The sequence below is a fragment of the Actinoplanes sp. NPDC049265 genome, from assembly GCF_043197135.1.
Classification (GTDB): Bacteria; Actinomycetota; Actinomycetes; order Mycobacteriales; family Micromonosporaceae; genus Actinoplanes.
Window position 1 is genome coordinate 37,558 of sequence record NZ_JBICSP010000025.1, and the last position, 12,981, is coordinate 50,538.

Consider the following 12,981-nt stretch of genomic DNA (forward strand, 5'->3'; position numbering starts at 1 on the left):
CTTCCACTGCCCGAGCGGGAATGTCCCAAACAACCGCGGGTACGGTCCGGGGTGTGACAACGGACGCGATAGTCATCGGAGCCGGCCACAACGGCCTGGTCGCCGCCAACCTGCTCGCCGACGCCGGCTGGGACGTGCTGGTCGTCGAGGCCACCGGGCAGCCGGGCGGGGCGGTGCGGTCCGGTCACGTGACCGCGCCGGGCTACCTCAGCGACCTCTTCAGTTCCTTCTACCCCCTCGGGTACGCCTCACCGGTGCTGAAAGGCCTCGACCTGCACGAACATGGCCTGCGCTGGGTGACCGCCCCGGACGCGCTGACCCATCTGCTGCCCGACGGCCGGGCCGCCACCGTCTCCCGCGACGTGACCCGGACGATGGCGTCCATGGAGACGTTCGCCGCGGGGGACGGCGAACGCTGGCGGGCCGCGTACACGGAATGGAGTGAGCTCTCCCACCACCTGGTCGGCACCCTCCTCGGGCCTTTCCCCCCGGTGCGGCACGGGGCGGCACTGGCCGGGCAGGTCGGGCTGAGCCGCGGGCTGCGGCTGGCCCGGCGCCTGATGCTGCCGGCGCGCAAGCTGGGGGCGGAACTCTTCCAAGGCGAAGGGGCCCGGATGGCGCTAGCCGGCTGCACGCTGCACACCGACCTGTCGGTCGACGAGGCCGGCGGCGGGCTGCTGGGCTGGCTGCTGGCGATGCTCGCCCAGGAGAGCGGCTGGCCGGTCCCCGAGGGCGGCGCCCAGCGGATCACCGACGCCCTGGTCAGCCGGCTGCGGGCGCGGGGCGGGCGGATCGTCTACCACGCCCCCGTGACCAAGGTGCTGATCGCACAAGGCAAGGCGATGGGGGTACGCACGGAGGACGGCACCAACCATCGGGCGCGGCGGGCAGTGCTCGCCGACGTACCCGCACCCGCCCTGTTCCTCGACCTGGTCGGCGCGACCCACCTGCCCGCACGCGCCGTGCAGGACCTTGAGCACTTCCGGTGGGACGGCGCCACGGTCAAGGTCGACTGGGCGGTCGACGGCCGGGTGCCCTGGTCCAATCCGGCCGCCACGACATCCGGCGTGGTGCACCTGGCCGCCGACATGAACGGCCTCACCCACTATGCCGCCGCGCTGGCCGCCGACGAGATCCCCGACGATCCGTTCATGCTGCTGGGCCAGATGACCACGGCCGAGCCCTCGCATTCACCGGCCGGCACCGAGTCGCTGTGGGCGTACACCCACCTGCCGTTCCGCCAGTCCTGGCATCCCGACCAGATCGCCGAGCACGTGACCCGCATGGAGTCGGTGATCGAGTCGCAGGCCCCCGGCTTCCGGTCCAAGGTCGTCGGCCGCAACGTGTTCGGCCCCGCCGACCTGCAACACCAGAACCCGTCCCTGGTCGGCGGCGCCCTCGGCGGCGGCACGGCGGCCGCGTACCAGCAGCTGTTCTTCCGCCCGATCCCCGGCCTGGGCCGCCCCGACACACCGGTCGACCGCTTGTTCCTGGCCAGTTCGTCGGCCCACCCCGGCGGCGGCGTGCACGGCGCACCGGGCGCGAACGCCGCCCGGGCCGCCCTGGCCCGCGACAACGGCCTGACCGGCAGCGCCTACCGCGCGGCGATCAGCGCCGCCAACCGGGCCATCTACCGCTGACGCCGGCGCCGATCGTGACGTCCCCCGTACGGCCGTGCGGAGCGTGTCCGCCCACCGTCTGGTCGTCCCACGCGCTGGCCTCGAAAGCGCGGCCATTCCAAGCGTGACCTTCCGAGTGACGCCCGGGAGCGAAGCCGGGTCGTGGGGTGGCGGTGTCCGCCCCACCTGAACGCGTCCGGCCCCGGGCTGCCACCGCCACCCGGAGAGCGGACCACAGACGCAGCTTGCGGGAACTGTCCGCGGCCGCGATCACCTGGGCCAACCCGGCCCGGTCCCCCGGCGGTACCAACGTGATGACCAGAACCAGCGGCAGCACCGCCGACACGATCTCCATGGTCACGAACAGGCCGACCAGGGCAACCACAGCGCACAGCACGGTGAACTCGTTCATCTCGAGGAACCTCCGCTCAGGCAGGGCGATCAGTGCTCGAGGATCGAATATCACCGAAAGGTGTGCTGCATATCAATGCATATTCACCATGCGCAACAACCTCCCCTGCGCAGCTCATATGCGGGGATCAATCGAACGTGAAGAAGATCTGGCGCGTGACAGCGGTTCCCAATATGGTGAATGAATCCTCATGAAGAGAGTCATTGGAGCGGAATGAGCTTGCATAGCCAGGGGACGCCCTAGATAATCCCGGAGTGATCCGAGAGAATCCGACAAATAGGGCCACTGGCGGTCCGGGCCCCAAGATCGTGGGAACCGTGGCGGTCTCCTGCGCCAGCAACACCTGCCCCACCATTTACAACACAGACCGCGGCACCATCATCGTTCAGGGCTATGTCGTGGAGCCCGAAGTCGCCGGGATCTCCGTACCCGAGGGCGAGAAGCTCGTCGAGATTCCACTCGACCTCCTTCGGACAGCGGTAAGCAGCATCGACTAGCAGGCAAAGGGGGCGAGTCCGTGAGAGCGATCGGGCCGGGCTCGCCCAACACAGCCGAACCCGCGCCGGTCGGTGCACGGCTCGCCGGCCTGCGCCGGCGTGCGGGAGTGACCGGCCAGGACCTCGCCGACCGGGTCGGCATGACCCAGTCCAAGGTCTCTCGCATAGAAACCGGACACGTCCTGCCCAACCCGGCGGACGTGCGACGGATCGCCGAGGAACTGAACGCACCGGCGACCGTGGTCGAGCAACTGGTCGACGACGCGGACAGCGAACGTGAGCGTCACGTGTACCAACGACCGGGGCGCGGGGGGCTGGCCGGTCGGCAGATCACGACCGGGGACTTCGAGCGCCGCAGCAAGATCATCCGAGTGCTGAGCCCCACCATCGTCGTCGGGCTGCTGCAGACCGATGTCTACGCCAAGGCGATGATGGCGCCGTCCCAGCAGGCGTTGACCAAGCGGGGGAAGACGCCGCCCGAGTCGGAGCTGATCGCCGGAGTGGCCGCCCGGCTACGCCGCCGGGAAACGATGCTGGACCGGCCGACCACCGTCCAGATCCTGCTCTCGGAGGCAGCGCTGGCCAATCGGGTCGTCGACGACCGCGAGATGCTCCGGCAGATCGAACTGGTGCGCGAGATCGCGGGCGGCGGCCGGTTCACCATCAAGATCCTGCCGTTCGCGCGACAGCTGCCACGGCCACCGCTCCACGGGTTCGAGTTGATCGATGAGAAGTGGCTACTGATCGACCACCTCGACGATTCGATGATCTATCAGGACCGCGAAACCATCCGCCACTACGTCAAAGAGTTCGAGGAGCTTTGGATGGCCGCCACCGATGACCTGGGGCCGATCCTGGAGGACTACGCGGGACGGTACCGGTCATCCGCCCCGTGATCAGGGGATACGCTGCGGAAAGGCGCGGCGCGACGGGCCTCATGTTTACGGATTTGGGCTCCGGGCATCTGCACCGCGTAATCGCTGGAGGAGGGCCCTGTTGCGCATCGCGATGATCTCGGAGCAATTCAGCCCGCTCACTGACGGTGGCGGCGCTCAGCTGCGGCATGTGGCCGACCTGTCCGCCGCACTCGCCGGCTCCGAGCATGAGGTGCGGGTCTACACGCGGCGGGACCGTGCCGGGCTCGACGACGTGGTGACGATGGCGTCCGGCGTACGCGTCGTGCATGTGACCGCCGGACCGGCCGAACCCCTCCCTCCGGACCTCCTCCTGGAGCACATGGGTGACTTCGCCCGGTGGCTGCGCGAAACCTGGACCGACGGCTGGCGGCCCGACGTCGTTCACGCGCACTTCTGGACCAGCGGGCTCGCCGCCGTCACCGCCGCCCGGCACCTGGGCATTCCGGTGGTGCAGTCGTTCCACGAGCTCGCCGACATCACCGCCAAGCCCGACTCGGGCGCGTCCCGGTCGGGTTACGAGCGGGCGCTGGGCCGGGCCGTCGACCGGGTCGTCGCGCAGAGCCAGGACGAAGTGCAGGGCCTGGTCCGGATCGGTGTGCCACGGGCCCGGCTGACCATCGTGCCGGCCGGCGTCGACAGCGAACGGTTCACCCCGGACGGGCCGGCCGCCGACCGTGACCCGGCGCGGCCGCGGATCCTGTCGGTCGGGCGGCTGGTCGAGCACAAAGGCTTGGGCGACGTGATCCAGGCGATGCGGTACGTGCCGGGCGCCGAATGTGTCGTGGTCGGCGGACCGCCGCCGGAGCAGCTGGCCGGCGACCCGGGCGCCGAGTCGCTGCGGGCGCTGGCCGAGCGATACCAGGTGGCCGACCGGGTCCGGCTGATCGGCGGCGTGCCGGCCAAGGACATGCCGGCCTGGTACCGGTCGGCCGATCTGCTGGTCGCCGCGCCCTGGCAGGAGCACTTCGAGCTGTCGCCGCTGGAAGCGATGGCGTGCGGCGTACCCGTCGTCGGCACCGCCGTGGGTGGCCTGACCGAGACCGTCGTGGACGGCCTGACCGGCGATCTGGTCCCGGCCCGCGATCCGCGCGCGCTCGGTGGCGCCTTGCGGCGACTGATCAACGACAAGGTACGCCGGTTCGCGTACGCCACGGCCGCGCTCGACCGGGCCCGGCAGGCGTACTCGTGGAAGCGGGTCGCCGCCCAGGTCGGGTCGGTCTACGCCACAGTGACCGGCCGGGGCAAGCCGATCGAGGAAGAAGCCGTCGCCCAGGCCTGATCCACCATCTGGTTGATACGCCCGCGGGAACCGCGTGACAGGCTCGAAGCCATGGATACGCGCCACGGGTTCGGCCGGCGGGCGATCCGCTGGCTGCCGTACGCGGCACTCGGCGGCTCGGCCGTCCTGATGCTGATCACCGACATCCCGCGGGTGCTGCCCATCCCGGTCGGCCTGGCCATGACCGCCGTCGCCGGCCTGTGGCTGCTCTGGTTCATCACGTTGCATCCGCAGTGGATCGACCGCCCGCCGATCATGCGGGTGTTCATCGGCGGCCTGCTCGTCATCTTCGTCGTACTGGTCTTCTGCAGTCCGCTGTTCGGCCTGTTCATCTGGACCGGCTACATGTTCGTGGTGCCCGCCCTGCCCGGCCGGTCGGCCCTGGCCGGCGCCGGAGCGGTCGCCGTGCTCAGCGCTGTCTCGCAGATCGGCGGGTTCGTGGTGCTGACCGACCCGGGCGCGCTACCCGGCTTCTTCGTGCTGATGCTGTTCAACGTCGGTGTGGGCGTGTCGATGACCCGGCTGGCGATGACCAACGACGCCGAGTCGGAACGCCGCCGCCGGGCCGTGATCGCACTGGAGGAGGCGAACGCGAAGCTGGCCGCGGCCATGCGCGAGAACGCGGGCCTGCATGCGCAGCTGCTCGCCCAGGCCCGCGAGGCCGGCGTCCTCGACGAACGTCAGCGCCTCGCCGGCGAGATCCACGACGTACTGGCCCAGGGCCTGACCGGCATCGTGACCCAGCTCGAGGCGGCCGACGCCGCCACCGGCCGCCCCGCCGACCATCGCCGGCACCTGGACCAGGCCCGACGACTGGCCCGGGACGGCCTGACCGAGGCGCGTCGCTCGGTCCAGGCGCTGCGCCCGCAGCAGCTGGCGGCGGCCGCCCTGCCCGACGCACTGACCGAGGTGGTGGACGACTGGGCCGCGCTGAACGGCGTACCCGCCGAATTGATCACCACCGGCACGGTCCGGCCGCTGACCGCCGAGGTCGAGACCACCCTGCTCCGGGCCGCGCAGGAGGCGCTGGCCAACGTGGCCCGGCACGCCGGCGCGACCCGGGTCGCGCTCACGCTGTCCTATATGGAAGACGTGGTTTCGCTGGACGTGCGCGACGACGGCGCCGGCTTCGACCCGGCGGCACCCCGGCCGGCGACCGAGTCCGGCGGGCACGGCCTGGCCGCCATGCGGGAACGCCTGCGCCGCATCGCCGGCACCCTGGAGGTCGAGTCCGAACCCGGCGCCGGCACGGCGATCTCGGCGTGCGTCCGGGCGGCCGCGTGATCCGGCTGCTCATCGTCGACGACCACCCGGTGGTGCGCGACGGCCTGCGCGGCATGTTCGCCGGCGACGACCGCTTCGAGGTGGTCGGCGAGGCCGGCGACGGGCGCGAGGCGCTCGCCGTGGCCCGCTCGGTGCGGCCCGACGTCGTACTCATGGACCTGCGCATGCCCGGCATGGACGGCGTGACCACGATCGGCGCGCTCAAGAAGGAGGGTTCGGCCGCGCGCGTCCTGGTCCTGACCACATACGACACCGACCGCGACGTGCTGCCCGCGATCGAGGCCGGGGCCACCGGCTACCTCCTCAAGGACACCCCGCGCGAGGACCTCTTCCGGGCGGTGTCGGCGGCCCACCGCGGCGAGTCGGTCCTCTCCCCCGCGGTCGCCGGCCGCCTGATCGGCCGCTTGCGCTCCCCCGCCGCCGAGCCCCTCAGCCAGCGCGAACTCGAGGTTCTCACGCTGACCGCGCAGGGCTGCACCAACCGCGAGACCGCCCAGCGCCTCTTCATCTCCGAGGCCACGGTCAAAACCCACCTGCTCCACGTGTACGCCAAACTGGGCGTCCGCGACCGCGCCGCGGCGGTGGCGGCGGCCTTCGAACGAGGACTCCTCGGCCGCCCCTGACCCGCCGCCTCTTCCCTGCCCCCGCCTCTTCCCCGCTTTCCCCTCGTCCCAGCCGCCGCACCGCACCGCTGGTGGCCCGCCGCCGCACTGGACCGGCGGTGCTCCCGCCGCCGCGCCAGACCGGTGGTAGCCCAGAGCGGGGGTTCCGCCCGCACATACCACCACTGCTACCGCCCAGACCCGCCACGGCGCGAAACCCTGAGATAAAGAGCATGAGGTCGTAGCTGGGTGGGTGGTACAGACCGTCGCTCCCGCCGAGGTCGCTCCGCTCCACCTGCGTGAGTGGTCACCCGCCCGGCGCGCGTGGCCGGTCCGGGCGTCGGGTAAGAAGGCGGCATGACCGACGAACCGTTGTACGCCGAGTGGGGCTTCACCGACGCCGAGTGGGGCCTGCTGGTCGGGCTGCCGCAGGGTGTCCTGACCGCCGCCAGCGCCGCCACGCACGACTCCGCCCGCAAGACCCGCGCCGAGAACCAGGCCGGACTGGACAAGATCTCCGAAGCCCGGGCCTCGGTCAGCACGCTGGTGTCCGCGGTCGCGCAGGCCGCCCTGGTCGCGGCCGGCGACCCCGAACTCGGCGAGGACCCGCCGGTGATCGAGCCGGCCGACCCGGTGGGCTACGGGCAGGACGTGATCGCCCGGGCCGCGGAGGCGTCGGCGGTCCTGGCGGCGAAGGCGGCCCCGGCCGACGCCGAGACGTACAAGCACTGGCTGGTCGAGATCACCGACACGGTGGTGGGCGCGGCCAGCACCGGCGGCGTCCTCGGCATCGGCGGCGAGCCGGTCACCGACCGTGAGCGCGCGTTCCGGGACGACCTCGGCAAGGCCCTGAGCTGATAGAACGGCAGTATGGCGGTTGACCAGTACGTGCAGGCCCGGCCCGCGCCGGGCCTGCGGCCGTACGTCGCCCGCTATTCCGGCTACCGCCAGCGCGGCCTCCCGCCAGCCCTGCACCGTGGCCTGCCCTCCCCGTACCTCACCCTGATCCTGACCCTCGATGAACCGCTCGTCGTCCGCGCCCATCCCGATCTCGCCCAGTCCCCCGGCCGCTACGACACGCTGCTCGGCGGCCTGCACCTGACCCCCGCGCTGATCACCCACGACGGCGCCCAGTCGGGCGTGCAGATCTCCATCCGCCCGCTCGGCTGCCGCGCCCTGCTCGGCCTGCCCGCCGGCGAACTCGGCGGCCTCGACGTCGACCTGGCCGCCGCCATCGGCAACCGCCCCGCCGCCGCGCTGCGATCCGCCGTCCAGTCGAACGACACCTGGGCCGCCCGGTTCGCCGCCCTCGACGCCGCGCTCCTCCACCTCCGCCGCGACCACCAGGATCCACACCCCGATCTGGGCTACGCGTACGAGCGCATCCTGTCCACCGGCGGCCTCGTGACCGTCCGCCGGCTGGCCGCCGAGGTCGGCTGGAGCACCCGCCACCTGACCAGCCGCTTCCGCGCCGAAACGGGCCTCGGCCTGAAGGAGGCGGCCCGCGTGACCCGCTTCGACCGGGCCCGTCGCCACCTGCGCCCCGGCGTCAAACTCAGCGACCTGGCCGCCGCCACCGGCTATTTCGACCAGGCGCATCTGGCCCGCGACTTCCACGCTTTCGCAGGCGTCCCCCCGAGCCGCTGGCTGGCCGACGAGATCGGTCCGGTCCAACCCCCCGCCGAATAGATCGCCGGTCGGTATGTCCGCGCCCTGGATGCGGTCCATCCGGCCGGAGCCCCGGTTTCCCGCCGGCCGCGCCGTGGAGTCGGTCTTCGCGCACGCCACGCCGTGGCACCAGCTCTCGCGCACGCCGCGCCGTGGCACCAGCTCTTGCACACGCCATGCCGTGGCTTCCGGATTTGTGTCGCCTCGTGGCGGCTTCTCGTACCCCGATCGCATTTTTCCAAGCCGTCGCCCTTCCCTGTCGCCCACGATGGGTGCCATGACTGATCTGACGCCGCCACCGACCGTGTGGCCTTCCCTCCGAGCGACCGACGCCCGCGCCCTGATCCGTTTCCTGGTCGACGTGGTCGGCTTCGAGGAGACCGCCGTCTACGGCGACGACCACACCGTGCGGCATTGTCAGCTGAGCTGGCCCCTCGGCGGCGGCGTCATGCTCGGCTCAGCCGGCAACCGGGGCGCCGACGACAAGTGGGCCCTGCGGCCCGGCTCGTTCGGCTGCTACGTGGTAGCGGACGACATTGATGACATCCACGCCCGCGTCACCGCCGCCGGCGCGCAGATCATCGAGGAGCCCCACCGCACGGACTACGGTTCGTACGGTTTCGCCATCCTCGACCCCGAGGGCAACCGCTGGAGTTTCGGCACCTACCGCGGCGAGCCCCGCAAGCCCTGACCCGCCCGCCGAACCACCATGGTCACATCGCCCGGACGAAAAGGGCCGGCGCTCGCGGGGAGCGCCGGCCGGGGAAGCGGAACGGGCCTGTCGGTGCGGCGGGACCTGGGTCAGCGGCCGGTCAGCGTTGTGGCCAGGGTGACCACTGCGAGCAGGCGGCGGAGGACCCAGTCGTTGGCGGTCCAGTCGATCTCGCCGGACGGGGGCGTCCAGCCGTGCTTGAAGGCGGCGTCGCGGACACCCTCGGCGTAGGCGGCCAGGATCACCGGGGTCAGCGGGCGGACGTCCGCGGACAGGCTGTCGCGGACGCCGGCGGCGTGCTGGTCGATGGCGGCCAGCAGGGCCGGGAAGGCGGCCGCGGCGGGCAGGCCGGTGGCTCCGACCGTGGCCGACAGCTCGTCGAGGGACGCGTGGGCGGAGCGCAGGGCAGCGCGGGCGGCAGCGCCGCTGAACAGGCCATTCATGAGTAAGAACGGTAGGGAGCCAGGGGTTGCCGACGGTTCTCCCGACCGGTGCAGGTCGGTTGAAGCTATTCCGCGGGCTCCGGGCGGCGGCGGGCGACGTCGTCGGCCAGGATCACGGTGGCCACGACCATGGCCACGACCACGGCGAACAGCCAGGAGGCGTCATCGACCAGGCGGGCCGCGAGCGGGGCCTGGAAAGCGGCGACGAGGAAGCCGATCCAGGCGAGGCGGCGGTGACGCGGGGACAGGAAGCCTTCGGAACGCATTCGGACAGTCTGGCGTGATCCGGGCGCTTCGCCGTCACCCGTTCGGCCGATTCTGCGTTGACCGTTGGTGCCCCCCGCGCTGAGTCAAGGCAACTCAACCAGACGAGTGACGGCCGCATTGGCGCTGGTCACCGCCCTGGGGGCCGGCGCTTGCACGCCGGCGCCGCCCCGGCCGGCGGCCCCAGATCCACCGGCTACCGAGCGTGTGGTGGTTGGCGCGCTGCGTGGAAGTGCGGGCGCGGCGCTACTGGTCGGCGACGCCGCGTCACGGGTCGAGGTGGGGCTGGCCGAGATGCCCGGCATGCTCTACCGGGTCACCACACCGGGCGATTCCGGGCTGACCCCCGACGTGACGGTCCAGCGCGGCGTCTACCGCCTGGCGCTGCGGCCCACCGCCGGAACCGGGCCCGATATCGTCCGCATCATCCTGAATCGCCGGGTTCGCTGGGACGTCCGGCTGCCCGCGGGCGCCGGCGAGCAACGCCTCGACCTGTCGGCCGGCCGGGTCACGCGGGTCGAGCTCGGCCCGTCCGGCCTGGTCGAACTGAGCCTGCCCCGGCCGTGGGGCACAGTCCCGGTCCTGCTCCGCAGCGGCGCCGGCACCGTCGAAATGTCCACGCCCCAGGCGACGAAGGTCCGCATCACGCTCCCGGACGGCGCGGGCGTGGTCACCACCCCGTGGACGAACAGCACCGACACGCCGGCGGCGACCACGCTGACGGCTCCGGGCTGGGCGCGCACCAGAGACCGGTACACGATCCGGCTCACCTCGGGAGTGGGCTCGTTCACCGTCCGCGAACGCGACTCCTAGACCGAGCGGGCGTGACTTCAAGATCAAGTGCAGGATGTCGTGCCTGAGCGGGTGGTCCAGACCGCAGCTCCCGCCGGGCCGGGCGCACGACTCCAAGGCCGCGGGGCGGCCAAACCAGAGCCGTACACCCTTCATTCCGCGAAAATTGGTCACCCTCAAGACACAAGGGCATCTATTGCTGAAACCGTCGCCCGCCGCGCATGGTCGACGGCAGATCAGTGCACTCGGTCCGAGCGTTTCTGGCCACCGCTAACGTTGGTCCGGGCTTGCCCGGTCGAGAACGTTGGCTGCGATACGGGCCGCGATCCCGCTCTCCACGGCAGCCGCCGCTGAACTGGTGGGCTTGCGCCGGGCCTGGTCTTCGAAGCAGGGAAGGAACTCTTCGCCCAGCGTCAATCGAGGAATCCGCCGGACGACCTCGGCGCGGAAGTCAGCCGGCCACCTGTCCGGATCCCGTCCGGAGATATCGAGACCGGTGGCGATACCCAGCAGATGCCCCTCGGGATCCACGGTGACGTCCACCTCGTCCCACATGTGTCGAACGATGACTTCCGCGGCCCGGACGCGCCGTTCGACAGGCCAGCCTGCCCCCGCACCGAAGACCCAGGCGACATGGCCACCGGCCTCTTCGAACGGAACCGTGTGGCTGTCGAATTCCTTCACCAAGCCGATGTCATGCAGCATCGCCGACACGTACAGCAGCTCCGCGTCGAAGCCGATGCCGTGCCTCATCCCATACGAGGCTCCCCAGACGTAGGAGCGCAGACAATGGTTGATCAAGGCAGGGGAACAGAACGCCGTCGCGATCTCCAACGCGGCACGAGCGGTGGAATTCTCGGGCTGCGGCACATCGTCGAGGTTCATCCGACCAGTCTTGCCGATGTCCACGGGCTACGAGGGCGAGCACGGCGGCGGTTACCAGGGCGAGCGGCTGGAGGTCCGCAAGGAGCAGATCGACTTCCGTGACAACCGCTGACCGTCGACGAAATCCGGTCCCGTGGCGAGCCGCCACGGGACCGGATCGGCCAGGGTCAGCGGCGCTTGCGGCCGGAACCGGGCGTGTCGTCGTCCGGTGCGGGCGGCAGCACCTGCGTTTCGGCCGGCCCGGAGCCGAGCGGCGGCAGCACCTGCGTCTTCTCGGTCTCGTCGGGCTGGACTACCTCGGCCGTGGAGTCGTCGTCACGGTCGAACCCGGGAATCAGCGACGGACGGTCGTCCACCACCGACGGCGGGATGACCTGCGTCTCCTCGGTCCGCTCGGCGGCCAGCCGGGCCTCTTCAGCCTTACGCGCCTCCTCGGCGCGCTTGGCCTCCTCAGCCTTCCGAGCCTCCTCGGCCTTCCGGGCTTCCTCGGCCTTCCGAGCCTCCTCAGCCTTCCGAGCCTCCTCGGCCTTCCGTGCTTCCTCAGCTTTCCGGGCTTCCTCGGCCTTCCGGGCTTCCTCGGCCTTGAGAGCCTCTTCGGCGCGGCGAGCCTCCTCGGCCTTACGCGCCTCCTCGGCCTTACGGGCCTCTTCGGCGCGCCGCGCCTCCTCAGCCTTACGCGCCTCCTCGGCCTTACGGGCCTCTTCGGCGCGCCGAGCCTCCTCGGCCAGGCGGGCCTCCTCCGCGAGCCGCGCCTCCTCGGCCTGGCGAGCCTCCTCGGCCAGCCGCTTCTCTTCCTGGTAGGCCTGCGCCCGCTCGCGGATCACGGCCGACTCGGTGGTCATCCGGCTCAGCCAAAGGTCCCAGCGGGACTGCATCGGGCGGATCAGCCCGCCACCGACGCCGACGACGATGACGCCGGCGATGGTGGCCAGGACGGCGATCAGCACGGGGCCGGTGACGGCGGTGGCGATCTGGACCTGTTCCAGGGCGGCGATCACGCCCAGGGTGATGATCAGCACCGAGGCGATGCGGGCCAGGAGGCGGCCGTACGGCAGGGCGCCGAGGACGCTGCTGATGACGTCGTGCACGGCGTTGGCGATGGCCGCCGCGACCACGATGATGACGATGGCCACGAGGGCCCGGGGCAGCCAGGCGATCAGCGCCGAGAGCAGGTCGCTGACCGGGTTGGGGCCCCAGACGCCGAAGGCCAGTTGCAGGGCGAAGAGCAGCACGCCGTAGAAGACGATCTTCGCGCAGAGGTCGCTCGCGGTGATCTTGCCGCCGCGCAGGGCCCGGCCGACCGGGCCCTTCTCGACGGCGCGGTCGAAGCCGACGCGGTGCAGACCCTTGCCGACCGCGGTACGCAGCAGGCGGGCCACCACGTACCCGATGACCAGGATGAGGATGAATGCCAGCAGAGCCGGCAGGAACAACAGCACCGAGCGCCACATGTCGCTCAGCCCCCGGCCAAGGCCGTCACCGGTCATCGCCCCTCCAAAGGTCGTCGAGAAAGTCGACACCGACCTTAGGGCCACTCCGCACTGTCCGCAGAATGGGCAGGGCGTACCCAAACGGCCGAGACAGTCGTACGGTCAGGAATCGGACTA

General features: G+C 71.3%; 15 protein-coding genes. 10 read left to right on the forward strand and 5 right to left on the reverse strand.

Going from position 1 to position 12,981, the window contains the following annotated elements; genetic code table 11:
• Nucleotides 1-20 precede the first annotated feature (20 nt).
• Entirely contained in the window at nt 21-1,640 is a 1,620-nt protein-coding gene (locus tag ACGFIO_RS38600) for a phytoene desaturase family protein (RefSeq protein ID WP_392834765.1), read from the forward strand.
• Here ACGFIO_RS38600 and ACGFIO_RS38605 read toward each other — a convergent pair.
• Nucleotides 1,609-2,031, reverse strand: a complete 423-nt coding sequence (locus ACGFIO_RS38605; RefSeq protein ID WP_392834768.1) for a hypothetical protein — start codon at nt 2,029-2,031, stop codon at nt 1,609-1,611. The genes ACGFIO_RS38600 and ACGFIO_RS38605 overlap by 32 nt on opposite strands.
• A 317-nt stretch (nt 2,032-2,348) precedes the next feature.
• Here ACGFIO_RS38605 and ACGFIO_RS38610 point away from each other — a divergent pair, with 317 nt between their 5' ends.
• The 8 genes from ACGFIO_RS38610 (at nt 2,349) to ACGFIO_RS38645 (ending at nt 8,969) form a co-directional block, all read left to right on the forward strand.
• Nucleotides 2,349-2,528 (forward strand): hypothetical protein, encoded by a 180-nt coding sequence (locus ACGFIO_RS38610; RefSeq protein WP_392834769.1) that lies wholly within the window; start codon nt 2,349-2,351, stop codon nt 2,526-2,528.
• Between the two features lie 20 nt (nt 2,529-2,548).
• A complete protein-coding gene (locus ACGFIO_RS38615; protein ID WP_392834772.1) occupies nt 2,549-3,424 on the forward strand; it encodes a helix-turn-helix domain-containing protein in 876 nt (291 codons plus the stop codon).
• Nucleotides 3,425-3,524: 100 nt separating this feature from the next.
• On the forward strand, nt 3,525-4,724 hold the full coding sequence (locus ACGFIO_RS38620) for a glycosyltransferase (RefSeq protein WP_392834775.1): 1,200 nt from the start codon (nt 3,525-3,527) through the stop codon (nt 4,722-4,724).
• Nucleotides 4,725-4,775: 51 nt separating this feature from the next.
• A complete protein-coding gene (locus tag ACGFIO_RS38625) occupies nt 4,776-6,008 on the forward strand; it encodes a sensor histidine kinase (protein WP_392834777.1) in 1,233 nt (410 codons plus the stop codon).
• Nucleotides 6,005-6,631, forward strand: coding sequence for a response regulator (locus ACGFIO_RS38630; protein WP_392834780.1), 627 nt, complete (start codon nt 6,005-6,007; stop codon nt 6,629-6,631). Before ACGFIO_RS38625 ends, ACGFIO_RS38630 begins: the two co-directional genes overlap by 4 nt.
• A gap of 336 nt (nt 6,632-6,967) precedes the next feature.
• On the forward strand, nt 6,968-7,468 hold the full coding sequence (locus ACGFIO_RS38635) for a hypothetical protein (RefSeq protein ID WP_392834781.1): 501 nt from the start codon (nt 6,968-6,970) through the stop codon (nt 7,466-7,468).
• 12 nt (nt 7,469-7,480) lie between these two features.
• The gene (locus ACGFIO_RS38640) at nt 7,481-8,299 is read left to right on the forward strand and encodes a helix-turn-helix domain-containing protein (RefSeq protein WP_392834783.1); all 819 of its coding nucleotides are present in this window, start codon (nt 7,481-7,483) and stop codon (nt 8,297-8,299) included.
• A gap of 256 nt (nt 8,300-8,555) precedes the next feature.
• On the forward strand, nt 8,556-8,969 hold the full coding sequence (locus tag ACGFIO_RS38645; RefSeq protein WP_392834785.1) for a VOC family protein: 414 nt from the start codon (nt 8,556-8,558) through the stop codon (nt 8,967-8,969).
• A 110-nt stretch (nt 8,970-9,079) separates the two neighbouring features.
• On the opposite strand, the gene ACGFIO_RS38650 is transcribed toward ACGFIO_RS38645, so the two are convergent.
• Together ACGFIO_RS38650 and ACGFIO_RS38655 are read right to left on the reverse strand one after the other, a co-directional pair.
• Nucleotides 9,080-9,433 carry a DUF6401 family natural product biosynthesis protein gene (locus ACGFIO_RS38650; RefSeq protein ID WP_392834787.1) on the reverse strand — a complete coding sequence of 118 codons (354 nt, stop codon included), beginning with the start codon at nt 9,431-9,433 and terminating at the stop codon, nt 9,080-9,082.
• Nucleotides 9,434-9,498: 65 nt separating this feature from the next.
• Nucleotides 9,499-9,699, reverse strand: coding sequence for a hypothetical protein (locus tag ACGFIO_RS38655; protein ID WP_392834788.1), 201 nt, complete (start codon nt 9,697-9,699; stop codon nt 9,499-9,501).
• 208 nt (nt 9,700-9,907) lie between these two features.
• Here ACGFIO_RS38655 and ACGFIO_RS38660 point away from each other — a divergent pair, with 208 nt between their 5' ends.
• Complete coding sequence (locus ACGFIO_RS38660; RefSeq protein ID WP_392834792.1) at nt 9,908-10,510, forward strand: hypothetical protein; 603 nt, start codon at nt 9,908-9,910, stop codon at nt 10,508-10,510.
• Nucleotides 10,511-10,759: 249 nt separating this feature from the next.
• Here the strand turns inward: ACGFIO_RS38660 and ACGFIO_RS38665 are convergent, their stop codons facing one another.
• A complete protein-coding gene (locus ACGFIO_RS38665; RefSeq protein ID WP_392834794.1) occupies nt 10,760-11,374 on the reverse strand; it encodes an HD domain-containing protein in 615 nt (204 codons plus the stop codon).
• Between the two features lie 167 nt (nt 11,375-11,541).
• A complete protein-coding gene (locus ACGFIO_RS38670) occupies nt 11,542-12,861 on the reverse strand; it encodes a hypothetical protein (protein ID WP_392834796.1) in 1,320 nt (439 codons plus the stop codon).
• Nucleotides 12,862-12,981: the final 120 nt, after the last annotated feature.

Excerpts from the sequence above, each read along its gene's own strand:
- ACGFIO_RS38600 (WP_392834765.1), top strand. The coding sequence starts at position 21 with ATGTCCCAAACAACCGCGGGTACGGTCCGGGGTGTGACAACGGACGCG.
- ACGFIO_RS38605 (WP_392834768.1), bottom strand. The coding sequence starts at position 2,031 with ATGAACGAGTTCACCGTGCTGTGCGCTGTGGTTGCCCTGGTCGGCCTG.
- ACGFIO_RS38625 (WP_392834777.1), top strand. The coding sequence starts at position 4,776 with ATGGATACGCGCCACGGGTTCGGCCGGCGGGCGATCCGCTGGCTGCCG.
- ACGFIO_RS38635 (WP_392834781.1), top strand. The coding sequence starts at position 6,968 with ATGACCGACGAACCGTTGTACGCCGAGTGGGGCTTCACCGACGCCGAG.
- ACGFIO_RS38640 (WP_392834783.1), top strand. The coding sequence starts at position 7,481 with ATGGCGGTTGACCAGTACGTGCAGGCCCGGCCCGCGCCGGGCCTGCGG.
- ACGFIO_RS38645 (WP_392834785.1), top strand. The coding sequence starts at position 8,556 with ATGACTGATCTGACGCCGCCACCGACCGTGTGGCCTTCCCTCCGAGCG.
- ACGFIO_RS38650 (WP_392834787.1), bottom strand. The coding sequence starts at position 9,433 with ATGAATGGCCTGTTCAGCGGCGCTGCCGCCCGCGCTGCCCTGCGCTCC.
- ACGFIO_RS38655 (WP_392834788.1), bottom strand. The coding sequence starts at position 9,699 with ATGCGTTCCGAAGGCTTCCTGTCCCCGCGTCACCGCCGCCTCGCCTGG.
- ACGFIO_RS38665 (WP_392834794.1), bottom strand. The coding sequence starts at position 11,374 with ATGAACCTCGACGATGTGCCGCAGCCCGAGAATTCCACCGCTCGTGCC.
- ACGFIO_RS38670 (WP_392834796.1), bottom strand. The coding sequence starts at position 12,861 with ATGACCGGTGACGGCCTTGGCCGGGGGCTGAGCGACATGTGGCGCTCG.